The 16,755-nt window shown below is 49.3% G+C and carries 10 protein-coding genes and 25 tRNA genes; 32 read left to right on the top strand and 3 right to left on the bottom strand.

Annotated features, from left to right (window positions below):
• The first annotated feature begins 57 nt into the window (after positions 1–57).
• On the top strand, positions 58–1,359 hold the full coding sequence (locus AC2215_RS15655; RefSeq protein ID WP_486810920.1) for a response regulator: 1,302 nt from the start codon (positions 58–60) through the stop codon (positions 1,357–1,359).
• Between the two features lie 172 nt (positions 1,360–1,531).
• Positions 1,532–2,395, top strand: a complete 864-nt coding sequence (locus tag AC2215_RS15650) for a leucine-rich repeat domain-containing protein (RefSeq protein WP_486810919.1) — start codon at positions 1,532–1,534, stop codon at positions 2,393–2,395.
• Between the two features lie 493 nt (positions 2,396–2,888).
• Here the strand turns inward: AC2215_RS15650 and AC2215_RS15645 are convergent, their stop codons facing one another.
• The 3 genes from AC2215_RS15645 to mnmG form a co-directional block, all read right to left on the bottom strand.
• Entirely contained in the window at positions 2,889–4,040 is a 1,152-nt protein-coding gene (locus AC2215_RS15645; protein ID WP_486810918.1) for an endonuclease/exonuclease/phosphatase family protein, read from the bottom strand.
• 178 nt (positions 4,041–4,218) lie between these two features.
• Positions 4,219–6,036 carry an aspartate kinase gene (locus AC2215_RS15640; RefSeq protein ID WP_486810917.1) on the bottom strand — a complete coding sequence of 606 codons (1,818 nt, stop codon included), beginning with the start codon at positions 6,034–6,036 and terminating at the stop codon, positions 4,219–4,221.
• A gap of 431 nt (positions 6,037–6,467) precedes the next feature.
• On the bottom strand, positions 6,468–8,378 hold the full coding sequence (gene mnmG / locus AC2215_RS15635) for a tRNA uridine-5-carboxymethylaminomethyl(34) synthesis enzyme MnmG (protein WP_486810916.1): 1,911 nt from the start codon (positions 8,376–8,378) through the stop codon (positions 6,468–6,470).
• Between the two features lie 817 nt (positions 8,379–9,195).
• Here mnmG and AC2215_RS15630 point away from each other — a divergent pair.
• The 30 genes from AC2215_RS15630 to AC2215_RS15485 all read left to right on the top strand — a co-directional run bounded on the left by AC2215_RS15630 (position 9,196) and on the right by AC2215_RS15485 (position 16,715).
• Positions 9,196–9,294: transfer RNA gene (locus AC2215_RS15630), tRNA-Asp, on the top strand.
• A gap of 482 nt (positions 9,295–9,776) precedes the next feature.
• Positions 9,777–9,849 (top strand) — tRNA-Cys (locus AC2215_RS15625).
• 5 nt (positions 9,850–9,854) lie between these two features.
• A tRNA-Ile gene (locus AC2215_RS15620) sits at positions 9,855–9,929 on the top strand.
• A 6-nt stretch (positions 9,930–9,935) separates the two neighbouring features.
• Positions 9,936–10,006, top strand: a tRNA-Trp gene (locus AC2215_RS15615).
• A 122-nt stretch (positions 10,007–10,128) separates the two neighbouring features.
• Positions 10,129–10,203 (top strand) — tRNA-Glu (locus AC2215_RS15610).
• A 62-nt stretch (positions 10,204–10,265) separates the two neighbouring features.
• Positions 10,266–10,348: transfer RNA gene (locus AC2215_RS15605), tRNA-Tyr, on the top strand.
• 4 nt (positions 10,349–10,352) lie between these two features.
• Positions 10,353–10,438 (top strand) — tRNA-Ser (locus AC2215_RS15600).
• A 79-nt stretch (positions 10,439–10,517) separates the two neighbouring features.
• A tRNA-Arg gene (locus AC2215_RS15595) sits at positions 10,518–10,592 on the top strand.
• A gap of 5 nt (positions 10,593–10,597) precedes the next feature.
• Positions 10,598–10,685, top strand: a tRNA-Ser gene (locus AC2215_RS15590).
• A 5-nt stretch (positions 10,686–10,690) separates the two neighbouring features.
• Positions 10,691–10,765, top strand: a tRNA-Phe gene (locus AC2215_RS15585).
• A gap of 7 nt (positions 10,766–10,772) precedes the next feature.
• Positions 10,773–10,847: transfer RNA gene (locus AC2215_RS15580), tRNA-Asn, on the top strand.
• A gap of 5 nt (positions 10,848–10,852) precedes the next feature.
• Positions 10,853–10,927: transfer RNA gene (locus tag AC2215_RS15575), tRNA-Gln, on the top strand.
• A gap of 1 nt (position 10,928) precedes the next feature.
• Positions 10,929–11,002 (top strand) — tRNA-Gln (locus AC2215_RS15570).
• A gap of 4 nt (positions 11,003–11,006) precedes the next feature.
• Positions 11,007–11,080, top strand: a tRNA-Leu gene (locus tag AC2215_RS15565).
• 4 nt (positions 11,081–11,084) lie between these two features.
• Positions 11,085–11,157, top strand: a tRNA-Pro gene (locus AC2215_RS15560).
• A gap of 4 nt (positions 11,158–11,161) precedes the next feature.
• Positions 11,162–11,235: transfer RNA gene (locus AC2215_RS15555), tRNA-Leu, on the top strand.
• 177 nt (positions 11,236–11,412) lie between these two features.
• Complete coding sequence (locus AC2215_RS15550; RefSeq protein WP_486810915.1) at positions 11,413–12,201, top strand: hypothetical protein; 789 nt, start codon at positions 11,413–11,415, stop codon at positions 12,199–12,201.
• Positions 12,202–12,240: 39 nt separating this feature from the next.
• A tRNA-Pro gene (locus AC2215_RS15545) sits at positions 12,241–12,313 on the top strand.
• A gap of 5 nt (positions 12,314–12,318) precedes the next feature.
• A tRNA-Leu gene (locus AC2215_RS15540) sits at positions 12,319–12,392 on the top strand.
• Position 12,393: 1 nt separating this feature from the next.
• Positions 12,394–12,470: transfer RNA gene (locus AC2215_RS15535), tRNA-Met, on the top strand.
• A 105-nt stretch (positions 12,471–12,575) separates the two neighbouring features.
• On the top strand, positions 12,576–12,854 hold the full coding sequence (locus tag AC2215_RS15530) for an HNH endonuclease (RefSeq protein WP_486810914.1): 279 nt from the start codon (positions 12,576–12,578) through the stop codon (positions 12,852–12,854).
• Positions 12,855–12,947: 93 nt separating this feature from the next.
• Positions 12,948–13,019: transfer RNA gene (locus AC2215_RS15525), tRNA-Thr, on the top strand.
• Between the two features lie 110 nt (positions 13,020–13,129).
• Positions 13,130–13,201, top strand: a tRNA-Thr gene (locus AC2215_RS15520).
• A 31-nt stretch (positions 13,202–13,232) separates the two neighbouring features.
• Complete coding sequence (locus AC2215_RS15515; protein ID WP_486810913.1) at positions 13,233–13,862, top strand: hypothetical protein; 630 nt, start codon at positions 13,233–13,235, stop codon at positions 13,860–13,862.
• 338 nt (positions 13,863–14,200) lie between these two features.
• A tRNA-Gly gene (locus tag AC2215_RS15510) sits at positions 14,201–14,271 on the top strand.
• Positions 14,272–14,404: 133 nt separating this feature from the next.
• Positions 14,405–14,477: transfer RNA gene (locus tag AC2215_RS15505), tRNA-Val, on the top strand.
• Between the two features lie 5 nt (positions 14,478–14,482).
• Positions 14,483–14,577 (top strand) — tRNA-Arg (locus tag AC2215_RS15500).
• Between the two features lie 466 nt (positions 14,578–15,043).
• Positions 15,044–16,132 carry a ribosome small subunit-dependent GTPase A gene (gene rsgA / locus AC2215_RS15495; protein WP_486810912.1) on the top strand — a complete coding sequence of 363 codons (1,089 nt, stop codon included), beginning with the start codon at positions 15,044–15,046 and terminating at the stop codon, positions 16,130–16,132.
• A 41-nt stretch (positions 16,133–16,173) separates the two neighbouring features.
• Positions 16,174–16,620, top strand: coding sequence for a riboflavin biosynthesis intermediates N-glycosidase (gene ybiA / locus AC2215_RS15490; RefSeq protein WP_486810911.1), 447 nt, complete (start codon positions 16,174–16,176; stop codon positions 16,618–16,620).
• A 21-nt stretch (positions 16,621–16,641) separates the two neighbouring features.
• A tRNA-Ala gene (locus AC2215_RS15485) sits at positions 16,642–16,715 on the top strand.
• Positions 16,716–16,755 lie beyond the last annotated feature (40 nt).

The following is a 16,755-nucleotide window of genomic DNA, read 5'->3' as shown; positions in this document are numbered from 1 at the left end:
TCGGTGGAATTATCCGTTGTTTAACTCCAATCTAAATTGCACGACACCTCGTTTGCAATGAAAACTTCTCCAAATCGAGCCTCATTAACTAGCATTTTGATTGTTGATGATACGCCAGATAACATACACGTTTTATCTGCAATGCTGACGGCCCAGGGGTATGAAGTGCGTAAAGCTCTCAACGGACCCATGGCACTTGCTTGCATTGAAAAAAAGCTCCCGGATGTCATTCTGCTCGATATTATGATGCCGGGGATGAATGGATACGACGTGTGTCGCACTCTCAAAGCCTCACCGCGAACCCAGGATATTCCCGTGGTATTCTTGAGCGCTTTAAACGATTCTGCGGATAAGGTTGCAGCGTTTGATGCGGGTGGTGTGGACTATATCACCAAACCATTTCAACTGCGAGAGGTTTTAGTGCGCGTGCGTACTCAGGTTACCCTACGGGCGCAGCAAAAACAACTCCAATCTAATAACATCCGACTCCAACGGGAAGTCCGAGATCGCCTGCAAGCGGAGGCGGCCTTGCAATCCCTCAATCGAGACTTAGAAACTCGGGTGCGATCGCGAACGGCTCAACTCCTCGCATTGCAAACCGAACTCCGTCAGGCCCTCGCGCGCGAACACGAACTGAACTTGCTCAAAGATGAATTCTTGAGCAATATTTCCCACGAACTGCGCACTCCCCTTAATAGCATTATCGGTTTTCTCCATCTCGTTCTCGATGGTTTTTGCGAGGAACGTTCTGAGGAACTGGAAATGCTCCAACAGGCAGATGCGTCGGCGATGCATCTACTTGCTTCGATCGAAAGTATGCTCGATTTGGTCAGTCTCAAACGCGGTCAATTCTCCGTTGCCTGTCAAATTGTCGATTTACAAGCCTGTTTGCAAATGGCGATCGCCGCTCGGATGCCTCAAATTCAAGACAAAGGTTTGCAAATCTCGCACCCCGATCCGGAAAAGTTGCTACTCTACGTAAAAGCCGACCCGGATAAACTCGAACAAGTCTTGATTCATATCCTCGATAATGCGGTCAAATTTACCGATTCGGGCAGTATCGAAATTACTAGTTGGATCGAATCGGGTTCGGAAACCGACGAAAATCCTTCGCCTCCCCAGGTGTGGGTGCGGGTTCGAGATACGGGAATTGGTATCGAACCGAGTATGATTCCCAAGCTTTTTCAACCCTTTGTGATGGAAGATAGTTCCAGCACTCGCATTCATGGGGGAAATGGATTGGGGTTAACCCTCGCTCAGAGTTTTATGGAATTGATGGGAGGGGAGATTTCGATGCAAAGTGAGGGCAAGGGGAAGGGGACGATGGTAACGATCGCGCTGCCGTTGTGTTGCGATTGACCCGAGGTTCCACTCACGGGATTGGCACGGGTATTCGTATTGCTCGGCTAACCCTTTGTGGGGTTAATATCTGACGCAAACGATCGAAACCCGCACTGGCACTCATCCGATTTGTTTGCATCGATCGATGTGTTAGAACCATATCGATCTTTCCATACAAGCAACTAGCTCTATGAAACCGTGCGGTAGACTCTGGAGTCTGAATCTCACCATTGCAAAAGCGATCGGTTTAATTTCGATGTCGATCGTCTTGACAAACCAAAGTGCCGTTTTGGCTGAGGATGGCGACAGTTTTGCGGATTGGTGCGAGGTTCGAGACCTTTTCCCCCCAGAGACTGGGCATACTTTTGAAGTTTTGCTCGAAAAAGCCAACACCTCGGATTGCCAGATTGCGGAAGAACGGTTAAGTAATTTAACTGGGATTGCCCTCATCGATGAGGGCATTAGCGATCTCTACCCCCTATCTTTTCTGGAAAATTTGACGGCGATCGATCTCAACTTCAATCAGGTGAGCGATCTATCTCCTCTCTCTTTTCTGCCCAATTTGACATGGCTTTCTCTAGAAAATAATCAAGTGAGTGATGTATCTCCCCTTTCAGGTTTAACGAATTTGACGCTTCTTTCCCTACATAATAATCAGATTCGCGATATTTCTTCTCTTGCTTCTTTGGATAATTTGACCGAACTCTATATGAATAACAATCAAATTCGGGATATTTCTCCTTTGTCTTCTCTCACAAAATTAACTCGTCTTTACCTGGGCGGAAATCAAATTAGTAGTGTTTCGGCTCTGTCTTCCTTAACATATTTGACATGGCTGGAGCTGAGCCGCAATCAAATTAGTAACGTCTCACCTCTATCTTCTTTGACGGATTTGACTTTGCTTTTCCTGAGCAGCAATCAAATTAGTGATTTTTCGCCTTTATCTTCTTTGGAAAATTTAACGAGTCTTCAGTTGGATGCAGGTCTCGATCGTACTTGTCCCTTGGAAAACCAATCGATTTGTAGTTTTTTTAGTTCGAGTACATCAGACTAATACACGACGATGTTAGCTCACTACAATCTCTTGTGGGACGAGATTTAGCAGTTCCGGCACGGATTTATCGGTCATATATCCGTTTTTATAGCTAAGCGCTATGTGCTTAGGACATTTAATTGGGCATAGAAATACCGTAGGGGTCTTAGCGCTAGCCATGCGTGAGAGCTATACGGCCGTTGACCCCTACAAGATTTCTAAAAATTTAACCCAAATTTCTTGTCATAACCGCCATGCGCTTAGCTGTAAATCATATATTTTTATCATGATTTATAGCGATTAAAAAAAACCGCAAAAAAATTAGTGAAAAATATAGCAAAAACTAGTGGCGATAACAAGCAAAATAAATAAGTTATTCGGTATGAATTACCTCTAAAAAAATCTATAAAAGCTATTTTTTTTCTCTAGTATTTACCAATTACCGAACGAATAAATTTTATATTTAGATATGCTATGATAATCTTTTTTTATCATAAAATCGATCGAAAATTAGCTATACATCGAATATTTCTTCCGACTCCCCGTTCTCCATGCCAAATTCCACCTCAAGAGGCAGATGGTCGGAACCGAGGTGAGGGCCGGTGTTGTGGGATAGACGAGTCAGCGATCGACTCTGCAAACACAAATCGATGGGAATCCTCAGCAGTGGCGGTAACGAAGCTGGCCAGGTTGTTTTCGGGCCCCAACCGGGGTTGGCGCGAACTAACCCGCTTTCGTCGAGCAGTTGCCGAAATCGATCGGACCAGGGGGTCGTGTTGAAGTCGCCGATAACGATCGCCTGACGATTTTTCGCGGCTTGCTGTTGACTCCACCTGGCGGTCGATGCAAACTCGACTTGCTGGAATTGGGAGGTTCCCCGATTGCGCGGCCGAGTCACGTGCAGGCTCAGCAGCGTGGTTTCAGCATTTCCCCATTGGATTTGGGTTTCGATGAGGGGTCGGGTGGAATACTCCGGAAGATAGATAATTTGGGCGGTGACGATCTCAATGTTGCTCGAAGATTCAGCGGGAACGAGCAGGGCAACCCCTTGGCTATCGTTTTGAGGACGGGAAAGGCGAACGTCATATCGCGAAACCTGCGATTCAATTTCCCTGCGCCAGGTAGGGGTGACTTCTTGCAAGAAAACGATGTCGGCATCGGTTTGTTCGATATACCTAGCAACACCCGCAAAGTTAGTGTTGTGGCGATCGAGGTTGAGGTGCAGCACCCGCAAGGTATTTTCTGTCTGAGCAGAAGTCGGGAAACTGGGGACAAACAGAGGCAAAATTAACGCGAAATTCAGCACCAACGGCACGAGAAACACCCAGACCCATCGAGTTGGCCGGAGGTGATCGCAGTCGCGATATCCGTTCGGATCGTTGTGGAAATCACCGGTATTCTTTCCCCCCCTGCTCCCCCTGCCTCCGATGCTCCCCCTGCCCACCTTCACGAGTGTCCTCGTTGATGTCGCTACATTTGCGGCGATCACTGTCAGTAAAATGAGGCAGTATTGCCCCCGTGGATGGTCGAGCAGTTCCAACCCCCACCACAAACGACCGAACAAACCGCAAAACGTCGCCAACCCCGCACCAACAGCAGCAAGATTGAGTAGAATGCGAGCCAATAGGAGGGCCCGATGGGCGATCGCATTTTTAAGGGTTGGCATGAGAATGGGGCGTTGGGGGAGAGAATTAAAAATTCGTCTTGAAAAGTTGAACGGGACGGAAACCGACACCGCTCACTTTTCGCAAAATGCAAAATGGACAAGGGAGAGCCGGAAGAGCGCCGCAACTGACCCATTGTCAATTGTCAATTGTCAATTGTCCATTGCCCCCCAAGCCCCCTCAAGCCGGAACTTGCACTTTCTGAGTCCCAGATAATTCAAACGCCTCGTGAACCGCTTGCAAGGCTTTGACCCCATCAGATTCGGCGATCGCGCAGCTAATTTTAATCTCTGAAGTCGTAATCATTTGGATATTAATCTGATTCCCGGCAAGGGCGGCAAACATCTTAGCGGCAACACCCGGTTGACCTAACATTCCCGATCCCACAACGCTCACTTTGGCGATCGCGGTATCGATGGCCACTTCTTGACACCCCACTTCTGCCACGAGAGGGGTGAGGATTTCCCGAGCTGTTTGGGCATCGACGCGGGCAACGGTGAAGGCGATATCGCGGGTGGGCTGTTCGTTGACGATCCGGCAGCGTTGGGACTGGATAATCATATCGACGCTGATGTTGTGTTCGGCGAGTTTTTGGAAGAACCGGGCGGCCATTCCCGATCGATCGGGCACTTGCCGGATGGCCAGACGGGCTTGATTGGGATCGAGGGCGACTCCCCGTACCGCAGGGGAGGAATCGGTGAGTGAGGATGAGCTTTCCCCTGGAGTGGGGATGGGGGAACTGCGGACTTCAAAGACGTCGCACAGGGCGGCAACAGCGCGATCGCCATCCGCCGCATCGATGGCGCAACTGAGCTTGACTTCAGAGGTGGAAATCATATCGATATTCACGCCCGCTTTCCCGAGGGCAGCAAACATTTGCGCGGCGACCCCCGGACGACCGATCATACCCGCACCGACGACGCTGATTTTGGCAATTTGCCGCTCGACGAGGACTTCGGCAGATTCTCGGGCTTCCTCTGAGGGACCGAGGGTGGGGGCAATGGCTTCGGCAATGGATTCTGCTCGCGCGGCGGAATTACGACTGACGCTGAAGGCGATGTCGTTGGTATTGCCGTCGTGAATGGACTGGATAATCAAGTCGACGTCTAAATCGCGATCGCCAATTTCACCGAAGAGTGTGGCGGCGACTCCCGGACAGTCGGGAACGCGCAGCAATGCTACCTTAGCCTGGTCCGTATCGAGTTCGATGCGATCGACCGGACGGGTCAGTTCCAGCCCTTCTAAGGGACGGGGGATGGGGTTGGGTGAGGTGACTCGGGTGCCGGGATCTTCGGTCCAGCTCGATCTCACCACCAGGGGAACGCCGTAGTTTTTGGCGATTTCGACGGCGCGGGGATGGAGGACTTTGGCCCCGAGGCTGGCGAGTTCGAGCATTTCATCGCAGGTAATATCCGCCATGAGTTGGGCTTCGGGCACTAGCCGGGGATCGGTGGTGAGAATGCCAGGAACGTCGGTGTAGATTTCGCAGCGATCGGCTTTCAGGGCGGCAGCGATGGCAACGGCAGAGGTATCGGAACCGCCCCGCCCGAGGGTGGTGATTTCGAGTTCCCCCGAAGGAGTCACGCCTTGGAAACCGGCAACGACAACGACTTTACCGTCTTTGAGATGGCGATCGAGGCGATCGGTTTGGATGCTTAAAATTCGGGCGCGGGTGTGCTGGGCTTCGGTGACAATGCCCACTTGCGCCCCGGTTAGGGAAATGGCGGGCTGTCCCGCTTCTTGGAGGGCCATGCTCAATAGGGCGATGGAAACCTGTTCCCCGGTGGAGAGAAGCATATCCATTTCCCGTCGGCAGGGGTTGGCGGAAATGTCTTGGGCGAGTTTGACTAAACCATCGGTAGTTTTGCCCATGGCAGAGACGACGACCACGACGGAGTTGCCGAATCGCGCCGTTCGACTCACCCGCGCGGCAACAGCTTGCAGGCGTTCTACCGAACCCACTGATGTGCCGCCGAATTTCTGAACGATTAGTGCCATAGGATCTGTCCCCTCAACGTGTTTGCCCCTATCTAATACACTAAACTGAGGAGTTTGTCATGTTTTGAATTGGACGTTTTGGGCGCTCGAGGTGGGAAAGTCTTGTGTGGAGACGGTTTTTGCGGTTTGCAAGAGTTGGGCGCGATCGCTCCTGGATTTCTTCAACGTATTTGCTTTCAGATCAAACCCATTTGGGATTTTGCGCACAAATCAAGAGTCCGGAGGAGATAAGTGAACTGGTGAGTGTTGTGGAAGCGATCGCCTCATCAGGGTTCGGGAGTGGAAGCAATCCGTCTGAACCTGCATTATTCATGAGCGGGTGGGGAAGGTGCGATCGTCGGTCTGTCTTGCGCGGCGATCGCAGGTGATTTGGGCGATCGAAAAGGTGTGATGGACTAAACTCAAATCCAGATAATTCAATGCAGGTTCGATTACTTGGATGCAACGGTTTGCCGATGCTGCAATTCCAGATAAATCAACAACGCATTCATATCCGCCGGGTTCACGCCCCCGATGCGCGAAGCCTGTCCGATCGTAGCGGGTCGAATTTTGCTGAGTTTTTCCCGCGACTCCTTCGAGAGAGTGGTGATACTGTGATAGTCCAAATCCTCCGGTAGTCGGCGATTGGCTTCCCGAGAAACCCGATCGATCTGGTTTTGCTGCCGTTGCAGGTAGCCGGAATATTTGAGATCGATTTCCGCCCCTTCCCGTTCGGCAAATCCGATGTCGGGATTGCCCAATCCGTAAGCATCGAGATCGGCATAGTGGAATTTGGGACGGCGCAGCAAGTCAGCTAGGGTAATCGACCCCTTGATTTTCTGCTGGGTATCGGTAGCAATGCGCACCCCTACTTCATCCCGTTCCTTAATCCGCGTCGAGTGCAACCGTTCCTTCTCGGCGGCGATATTGGCTTGTTTGGTTTGGAACAACTGCCAGCGGCGATCGTCGATCGTGCCGATTTCCCGCCCCAGAGGCGTTAAGCGGCGATCGGCATTATCAGACCGCAGTACCAAGCGATACTCCGATCGACTCGTCAGCATTCGGTAGGGTTCCCGCAACTCCTTCGTACACAAATCGTCGATCAGCGTGCCGATATAACTCTGTTCGCGGGGGAACACCAGCATTGCCTCCCCCCGGACGAATCGGGCAGCGTTCACCCCGGCGACAAACCCCTGGGCAGCGGCTTCTTCGTATCCCGTCGTCCCGTTAATTTGTCCCGCGCAGAACAACCCCTCAATTTTTTTCGTCATCAGCGTCGGGTAACACTGAGTGGCTGGCAAGTAGTCGTATTCGACCGCATACGCCGGCCGCAACATGACGCAGTTTTCCAAGCCGGGGAGAGTGCGCAGCATTTGCAGTTGCAGGTTTTCCGGCAGTCCCGTGGAGAACCCCTGAATGTAGAGTTCGGGAATATCCCGACCTTCGGGTTCGATGAAAATTTGGTGGCTTTCCTTATCGGCAAACCGAACGATTTTATCTTCGATGCTGGGGCAGTAGCGGGGGCCTTTGGCATCCACCCAACCGCCGTATACCGGAGATAAATGCAGGTTGTCGCGAATAATTTTGTGGGTGGCAGCCGTCGTGCGGGTGAGGTGGCAGTTCATCTGTTCCCGTTCCACCCAGGCTTCGGGATCGAAACTGAACCAGCGCACTTCCTCGTCCGGGGGTTGGGGTTCGAGAATGCTAAAATTGACCGATCGCTTATCCACTCGCGCCGGGGTTCCGGTTTTCAGGCGATCGGTTTCAAAGCCCAGACGTTGCAGGGTTTCCGTCAGTCCGATAGCGGCAAATTCCCCTGCCCGTCCCGCTTGCATAGATTTGTTGCCTACCCAAATCGTACCGCCGAGGAAGGTTCCAGTGGTTAAAATAACAGCTTTGCATCCAAACGCCACGCCGAAGTAGGTTTGTACCCCGACCACTTCTTCATTCTTGCCCAACACCAAATCCGTTACCATCCCCTCGCGAACGGACAGGTTTTCTTGGTTCTCGACGATTTGCTTCATGATGGCGGCGTATTCCCGCTTATCCGTCTGTGCCCGCAGCGATCGCACGGCAGGTCCCCGCGAGGCGTTCAGCACCCGTTTTTGCAGGTAGGTGCGATCGGCCATCTTGCCAATTTCGCCCCCCAAGGCATCGACTTCGTGTACCAGTTGCGACTTGGCTGGCGCGCCGACGGCTGGATTGCAGGGTTGCCACGCAATTTTATCCAGATTCAGGGTCAGCAGCAGAGTTCGGCAGCCCAGACGGGCCGCAGCCAGGGCAGCATCGCATCCAGCGTGTCCCGCCCCCACCACTACGACATCAAATTCATCTTGAAATTCTACGGGGGATGTAACGGTCATGGTTTGGTGTCTTGGATTAGGCTTATATTTTAGCGGGTTCTGGGGGTTTGGAGGCAGGGACGGAAACGGCGGCAGAAGTCGAGAATGGGTGATTGAAAATGAGAAACGGACACTCCCCCCGATCCTTTCACGTCTAGCTTTTTCGCAATTCATGCGATCGCTGGTTGGTGTCGAACGAGATAGTAAGGGTTCGCTTCTACCCCATCTGCCACGATCGAGATCGATCTCGTGTATTACGATTTTTTGTAGTACGAGTTTATGTAATACGTTTTGGTCGGGTCTCCAGGGAGAGCGATGGAAACATCGAGTCAGCTGAATTTCCCTGGATTCACCCAGCTCTGTCAGTTCATAAACAAGCACTGTCGGGGAAACACGAGTTCGATCGGGTTGGTACGGGAGCGCTCTCCTTACCAAATTATTGTGGTAGGCGACTGAGGATAGATCGGCTGAAGTACTACAGAAATCGATTGACTAGTCTGTTTAAGCCAACCACGACACCCGAGATAGAATTGCGAAAACCCTTAATTTACAAGCAAAATTGGACTTTCTCAAAAAAAGTTCTTCCAACCCCTTGACATAAATGTAGTATGTTTGTAGTATATAAATAAGCGAGCGGGAAACAGCCAAACGGTCAATCCAAAACGGCAAGCTCCAACGCGCACCGAACCTTGAAAATTGAATAGCAATAAACCATGTCACAAATATTCGGACAAGCGCGGTTTTTTCTCCTCTTCCGGAGTTTAGACCCCTCGGTTTTTCTCCCACGAGGAATGCCGCCAAACCGTCCGAGATTCCGCACATCGACTGTCAACTTCCTGGGGTTGTAACTCAGTAGTGTAGAGTGCTTGTCTGTCGAACAAGAGGTCGCGTGTAACTCCTAACGGAGACGCTTCGCGAACAAATCCCGTCAGCCCCGTTTGACAGTTGAATGCGGACAAACATTTTGTTGTTAATTTTCTTTTTTTAAAAGAATGACAATTCGCAAATTGCTCAAAGTGTCAGGTTCTGGCTTCGATCCCCCCTAGCCCCTCTTATGAAGGGGGGAATTAGAAAAAGTTTCTCTTTTCGATAGAAAGGTAATCAAAAAAGTCCCCCTTTTTAAGGGGGATTTAGGGGGATCTTCAAGTTTCGATCGACTCAAAGAATCCTATTCTTGCAAGTATCGAGTTTGCGGTTTTTAGCCCAAAAATCCCGTTAGAAGCCTCAAAATCGAACCTTGAACTTTGAGCGCCATAGTCTCGTAGGCAAAGGGTTTAAGCCGTCTGCCCCTCAAGCAGAAGATTGCGTGTAACTCCTACCGGAGACGCTTCGCGAACAAATCCCGTCGAGACTATTTTCAGCGAATAGTTGATAGCGCTCGGTTGAGAGTCATCAATTGATACCACGATCGACTGAGCTGGTCAGGTAGCCAAGTGGTTGAAGGCTTTGGTCTGCAAAACCGAAATCGTGGGTTCGATTCCCACCCTGACCTTTCGTTGCAGCGTAGCTTAAAGGTAAAGCACCAAGCTCATAACTTGGTCGATGCGGGTTCGACTCCCGCCGCTGTAACCACAACCTGGGGGAATGGTGTAACGGCAACATTTCAGTCTCCAAAACTGACGTTCTAGGTTCAAATCCTAGTTCCCTCGCCTTGCAAAATTACCATTGCAATCTTGCATTTTTAATTTTGCGAAAAGCGATCGGTTTCTTCTATCCCGTTCAACTTTTCAAAATGCATTTTTGATTTTGTATTTTTGATTTTTAACTTCCTAGTGCCGTAGGCAAATTGGATTAAGCCCCTTGTCTTTCAAGCAAGTGATTGCGGGTTCGAGTCCCGTCGGCACTATCGATACGAGCGATTGTATCTAACATCGAGTTCGCAGAGTTAGACCGAATTCGAGAAAACCTGGGTCGGCTCGCCTATGAGGGTGGGCAGCGGTCTGTAAAACCGTCGTTTTTATACGTTGTAGGTGCGAATCCTATCCGACCCGCTTTGGAGAGGTGGCCGAACGGTAAGGCACTTCACTGCTAATGAAGCATGGGGTAATCCCTCATTGCAGGTTCAAATCCTGTCCTCTCCGCCTTTCGGACGAACGAACGGTAACCCGCTAATGCGAGCATCTTGCTCGCGTGAAGTATTTTACCCAGTTCGTCCCCCATGAGAGCGTGGTGTAAGTGGATAACATCTCAGGCTACGACCCTGAAGACTTGGGGGTTCGACTCCCTCCGCTCTCGTTGCTGGAGAGATGGCCGAGCGGTCGAAGGCACGATCTTGGAACGATCGATCGGGTAATACACCCGACGGGGGTTCAAATCCCTCTCTCTCCGCTTATCCCCCGGTAGCTCAGTTTGGTGAGAGCGCTGGTCTGAAAAACCAGAGGTCGTCAGTTCGATACTGACCTGGGGGGCTTACGTTGCCTCATAGCTCAATGGTAGAGCGAGCGGCTGTTAACCGCGCGGTTGTAGGTTCGAGTCCTACTGGGGCAGCCATTTATTGCCGGGTGGACGAATTGGCAAGTCGCAGTCCTCTGAAGTCTGAGATACAGGTTCGATCCCTGTCCCGGCATCCAATGGGAAGTATGCAAACAGGCAAAGCAGCTTGCCTTTGAAGCAGGTGTTTGGGGGTTCGATTCCCTCCTTCCCAGTTATGCTCCTGTAGCCCAATCGGAAGAGGCAGCAAGCTTAAACCTTGCGTGTTGCTGGTTCGAGTCCAGTCAGGAGTATTTACGGGATGTAATTCAGCGGCCAGAAGCCTTGTTTTGGGGACAAGGAGTCGCAGGTTCGAGTCCTGCCGTCCCGATTCTGCCCCTGTGACGTAATTGGAAACCGTCGCTCGCTCAGACCGAGTGTTTTGCAGGTTCGACTCCTGTCAGGGGTATTAATCAGTGTCTGTACTGCTTCACTTAGTAGTATACACTTGATTATTCATATAAAATGTGTATTAAATGGAGGAATGAGAAGACATGATATTTTAAGCAAAGAAGCCCAAATCAGGCAGTGGATTAGCGAACACCGTTCTAAGGCATTTATTTGTAGTCAACTTGACTGTAGACCAATGACCTTAGAAGCGTATCTCGCTAAAATGAACATTATCTACAAAGGTAATCAAGGTGGGCGCGGATATAAAACAGGTCAACAAAAACCTGCAAGTGATTATCTTTATCAAGGGTCAATTATCAATCCACATCACTTGAAGCTAAAGCTGATTAGAGATGGCATCAAAATTGCAGAATGTGAGTCCTGCCATACAACAACTTGGTTAAATGGCGATGTTCCTTTGGAACTTCATCACATTAACGGAGATCGCTATGATAATAGATTAAAAAATCTTCAGCTATTATGTCCTAACTGCCATGCTCTGACCGATAACCATGCAGGTAAAGCTCACAAATCCTTGAAGAAGAGATTAAATTCTAAAAAAGCGATCTCATCTGTGAGTGGCAATCAAAATAATAGCCGCTTTGTCAGCACGCTAGTATTTGATAGTGCAGAAAGTCGAAATCGTTGGCACAAAATACCACTCGAACGTAGAAGTTTAATCAATAATGGAGATGGGAGTTACAGTTGCAAGCTTGAGCATACAATCTGCTCGTACTGCGGTAAATCGCTTGCTAGCCAGGATTGCAATACTTACTGTTCTCGAAGATGCTACAGGCTAGCATCTAGGAAAGTTATCCGACCCTCCAAGGAAGAACTAGAAAAACTAGTTTGGTCAAAACCAACTCGACAAATCGCTCAAGAGTTTGGCATTAGTGATAAGGCAATTGAAAAATGGTGTAAAGCTTATGGTATCGATAAACCTCCTAGAGGGTATTGGGTCAAAAAAGAACATGGAAAAATTTAAAGATCGTTCTTTTCAAGGTAAATTTTAAACTCAAAATACCTGGGTGTGGCGCAGTTGGAAGCGCGGAAGTTTCGGGAACTTCAGGTCGCAGGTTCGATCCCTGCCACTCAGACTTTTACCCCTGTAGCCCAATCGGAAGAGGCACTAGGCTAAGAACCTAGGGGTTGCTGGTTCGAGTCCAGTCAGGGGTATCGCAGGGATGGAGCAAAGGCGGCTCATCAGGTTCATACCCTGAAAATCAGCAAGTTCAATTCTTGCCCCTGCTCCCAAATCGTACTGAAAGTGCGATCGCATTTCTAAAGGTTCCATTCGATAGAGGTTTCAAAACGATGTTCGATCGAAAATAGAGGTATTGATGTCGATCTTTGCCAATCATGGAATGCAAACTCTGCGATCGGGAAATGGAGCAATTAACGCTGCATCACCTGATTCCCCGACAAGCCACCAAACGCAAAAAAGCTAAACCCAGTCCAACCATCGAGATTTGCTCGGCGTGCCATCGCCAAATTCACGCTTTGTTCGATAACAAGCACTTGGCAAATCATCTGAATACCTTGGAAAAGCTCAAAAGCGAACCCAAAATGCAGAAATTCCTCTGTTGGATTGGCAAACAGCAAAGTGGCAAAAGGGTGAGAGTGCGACGCCAACGGTAACCATCGATCGCGATCGCACCAGTGCGAGCATCTTGCTCGCGTTTGCGAATCATTAAAGCAGCAAGGTGTCTGGATCTTGGGTGGCTACAATTTGCAGTTGTGGTGTAACCGGCAACACAAGGGTATGGTAAACCCTCGATTTGGGTTCGAGTCCCAACTTCTGCTCTGAATTTTTAATTGTTTTCAATTCAAATCGCACGCTTTACAAAGGCAACCAGCGATAAACAGCAACGTCGAGCTGATGGCTGACTGCTGACGGCTGACTGCTATTAGACGCAGGTGTGATGTAACAGGAAACATGAGGCTCTCGTAAAGCCTTCTTGCGAGTTCGATTCTCGCCATCTGCTTTAGTTCATTTCGGTTGAGGAGGTGTCAAGAATGACAACGATGACAGTCACGGATGCGCTGGCGGAACTGACGCTGCTCGAAAAGCGCATCGATTCAGCCCGCGCGGCTCTCGATAACAATGCTTTAATTGCCGTGGTAGAAGTGGGTAAAGTGCCGACGGGTTATAAGTCTCGTCAGGAACACGCTTCCCAAGCCAGAGCGGCCCTGCAACGGGTAGACGCGCTGATTGCCCGACGGCGTACGATTAAGCGATCGGTCGTTTTGTCCAACGCTTCGACGATGGTGACGATCGCCGGAGAGGAAATGACGGTGGCTGAGGCGATCGAAATGAAGAACTTCATCGACTACTACGAAGGTGTTCTCAACACGATGCAGTCGGCTTACAGTCGCGCTCGGAAAGACTACGATATTGCCAAGGTACGGGTTAAAGATCGACTCGACAAACTGGCGATCGAAGTGTTAGGTAAAAACGCCTCTGCTGAGAAGTATCAATCTCTTGCCGATAGCTTCCTGGCACGGGAAGGCGTGGAACTCCTCGATCCGATCGATATTGCCGAAAAAATTGAGGGACGGCAAACCTTTGTCGAAGACTTTAACTCAACCGTCGATCGCGTTTTGTCCATTAGCAACGCCCGAACGACTGTCGAAATTCCCGACTAATTTGAAGTAAGCATTTAACGTGCTGGTCGCTCGAAAACTTCTAAATTTGTGGTTATTGATGGATAGCTCAACTGCGTTAGAGCGCACGATTTACCCATCGTGAGGTGTGGAATTCGCAATCCACTCCATCATCCCTATTTCTTAAAGCTCAAAGCTCAAAGCTTAGCGCTTAAAACTCAAACCACAAACGTTAGAACATCAACCGTCAAACGCCAAAGTTTAATCCTCGATAAAATCCAGGGTAAGGGTTGCAGGTTCCACAAAACCTTGAAGTTTCCTCCTGGCTGAGCGGTCAGCATTTTAAAATCATCTCAAAACTCTCTCAAAATTCACATCTTGCGGATATGGTGTAACGGCAGCATCTGAGTCTTCCAAACTCTAGGTACGAGTTCGAGCCTCGTTATCCGCTTGATAGCGGTTTTCAAAAAAATTCACCCCGAGCATAATGGGTTGGAAAAATCAGAGAACCTGTAGGGGTAGTGCCCCTGTGCCTACCCCGCTTCAGTGGGTTGAGTTCAACCTTCATGAAAACCGCTATATCTGGTCCTGTAGCTCAGTTGATAGAGCGCTTGTCTTACAAACAAGATGTCGCAGGTTTGATTCCTGCCGGGACTACTTTTGGGAGTGTCGCCTCATGGATTGGGCATCGGTCTTCTAAACCGATTTGTGTAGGTACTCTTCGAGAAGGCTTCGCCTACAATTCCTACCACTCCCGTTAAACTTTATGAATTTAAAAGGAGGTGATTATCTTCTTTGTTGCATATTAAACATCAAAGTTCAAATTCCAACACCAAACATTGGAACTCAAATCTCAAAATGGCGATCGCATTTAGCGTGACCTAACCTCTAAGAGCCTACATACTAAGTATGAGAGGAATGGTACTACTGCCATGCAGTAGGTGCGTGAGAACGGGGAGTGCGAAAAACCTGGGAGGTGAGCGTAGAAGTCGCTATCCTTTAAAGAGTGTGTAATAACTCACCAGCGGAGTCCCCCTAGTAACTGAGAAAGCACAATGCTCTGGGAACTCGCACGCGATTTTTCAAGATGCGATCGCCTGTTATTTGAGACAGACAATTTAGACATTCCGCCAGGTTTTTGAAGAGAAGCTGGCGGCGATGAAAAAAGTCGGCGTTCTTGGTTCGGCAATAAATCGAGGCTTTAGTACCAAATAACGGCAGTCATGATGAATAATATAGCCCACAGCAAATCAAATGGAATTTGGGAACTCGGCTTCGACGAATTGTCTGTGCCCCCACTCGGATCCGCTTCAGAGCTTCCATTGGCACGTGTTGTCGCCGTGCATAAAGATAGCTTTGTAATTTCAAATGGTCGGACCGATGTATTTGCCCAGTTGACTGGTAGGTTTCACTATCAAGTTGAGTCTGCAATTGACCTGCCAACTGTGGGGGATTGGGTTCGAGCAGAGTTTTTTGATGATGATACTCATGCGATCGTTCATCAACTCATTCCAAGAAAAAGTCTTTTGAGGCGCAAGAGTGTTGGAAAAAACATCGATTATCAGTTAATTGGTGCAAATATCGATGTTGCATTCGTTCTTCAGTCTCTCGACGAAAACTTCAATCCGCGTCGCCTCGAACGATATTTGGTGATGATTCGCGAGAGCGACATTGTACCTGTTGTACTGTTTAGTAAATGCGATCTTTTGGCGCGCGAGGAGGTTGAAGAGAAACTCGAAAGTATTAGCGACTTGGTCGTTGGGCTTGATGCGATCGCATTTAGTAACGAAACCGGCGTGCAGTTGGAAAAAATACAAGCGCTAATGCGCCCGCGCAAAACCTACTGTCTTGTTGGTTCGTCAGGTGTTGGTAAATCAACACTGCTCAATCGACTTTTGGGGCACGATCGGATTGACACGCAGCCCGTGCGGGAGAAAGATAGTAAAGGGAAGCATACCACGACGCATCGCCAATTAATTCGATTGTCCTCCGGCGCACTGGTCATTGATACCCCTGGAATGCGTGAATTGGGCAACCTCTTCATTGAGGCTGGAATCGAAAAAACATTTTCCGAAATTGCCGAACTCGAGCGCGAGTGCAAGTTCAAAAATTGTTCGCATACTAACGAAAAAGGCTGCGCTATCCGCGCTGCGATCGAACAAGGCGTACTTTCCGAGAAACGCTACGAGAACTACGCCGCTATGCAACGGGAGGCGGCATATAATGAGATGTCCTACTACGAAAAGCGCCAGAAAGACCGCGCGTTCGGGAAGATGATTAAGTCCGTCAAAAAACACAAGAAAAAGTATTAGCAGACTGTGGAAGACGCGCAGGTGAGTTTTGGAGTAAAGCAATGACTATTTATTTTTATAGCACTCGCGAAAAACCTTACGGTTGTTTCTCCAACTTTTCTCGACACGGTTTCGAGTTAGATGGTCAGTGGTGGCCGACTAGCGAGCATTATTTCCAAGCTCAAAAATTTGCTACGACCGATCGCCCTTGGTTTGACAAAATCCGTGAGGTCAAAACTCCGAAAGATGCGGCGAAAATGGGACGCAGCCGCGAACATACCTTGCGGCAAGATTGGGAAGATGTGAAAGACGAAATCATGCAACGCGCGGTGTTGTGTAAATTTCAAACCCATACCGATATTCGCGAGATTCTCTTGGCAACAGGAGATGAGGAAATCGTCGAAAATGCACCAGGGGATTATTACTGGGGATGTGGAAAATATGGAACTGGTCAAAACAAACTCGGACAAATTTTAATGGTCGTACGAGGAATTTTACGTCAGTCATAGTTCGATCGAAATGATAATTTTGGGGCCATAGCTCAATTGGTAGTAGCGCCTGCCTTGCAAGCAGGAGGTTAGGAGTTCGATTCTCCTTGGCTCCACTTGTCCTTTTCTGGACGTTCGTTTTTCAAGCAAGTAAGG

The sequence above is a fragment of the Zarconia sp. genome, from assembly GCF_057467645.1.
This window is presented reverse-complemented; position numbering and strand designations above follow the sequence as displayed.

Excerpts from the sequence above, each read along its gene's own strand:
- AC2215_RS15655 (WP_486810920.1), top strand. The coding sequence starts at position 58 with ATGAAAACTTCTCCAAATCGAGCCTCATTAACTAGCATTTTGATTGTT.
- AC2215_RS15650 (WP_486810919.1), top strand. The coding sequence starts at position 1,532 with ATGAAACCGTGCGGTAGACTCTGGAGTCTGAATCTCACCATTGCAAAA.
- AC2215_RS15645 (WP_486810918.1), bottom strand. The coding sequence starts at position 4,040 with ATGCCAACCCTTAAAAATGCGATCGCCCATCGGGCCCTCCTATTGGCT.
- AC2215_RS15640 (WP_486810917.1), bottom strand. The coding sequence starts at position 6,036 with ATGGCACTAATCGTTCAGAAATTCGGCGGCACATCAGTGGGTTCGGTA.
- mnmG (WP_486810916.1), bottom strand. The coding sequence starts at position 8,378 with ATGACCGTTACATCCCCCGTAGAATTTCAAGATGAATTTGATGTCGTA.
- AC2215_RS15550 (WP_486810915.1), top strand. The coding sequence starts at position 11,413 with ATGACCTTAGAAGCGTATCTCGCTAAAATGAACATTATCTACAAAGGT.
- AC2215_RS15530 (WP_486810914.1), top strand. The coding sequence starts at position 12,576 with ATGGAATGCAAACTCTGCGATCGGGAAATGGAGCAATTAACGCTGCAT.
- AC2215_RS15515 (WP_486810913.1), top strand. The coding sequence starts at position 13,233 with ATGACAACGATGACAGTCACGGATGCGCTGGCGGAACTGACGCTGCTC.
- rsgA (WP_486810912.1), top strand. The coding sequence starts at position 15,044 with ATGATGAATAATATAGCCCACAGCAAATCAAATGGAATTTGGGAACTC.
- ybiA (WP_486810911.1), top strand. The coding sequence starts at position 16,174 with ATGACTATTTATTTTTATAGCACTCGCGAAAAACCTTACGGTTGTTTC.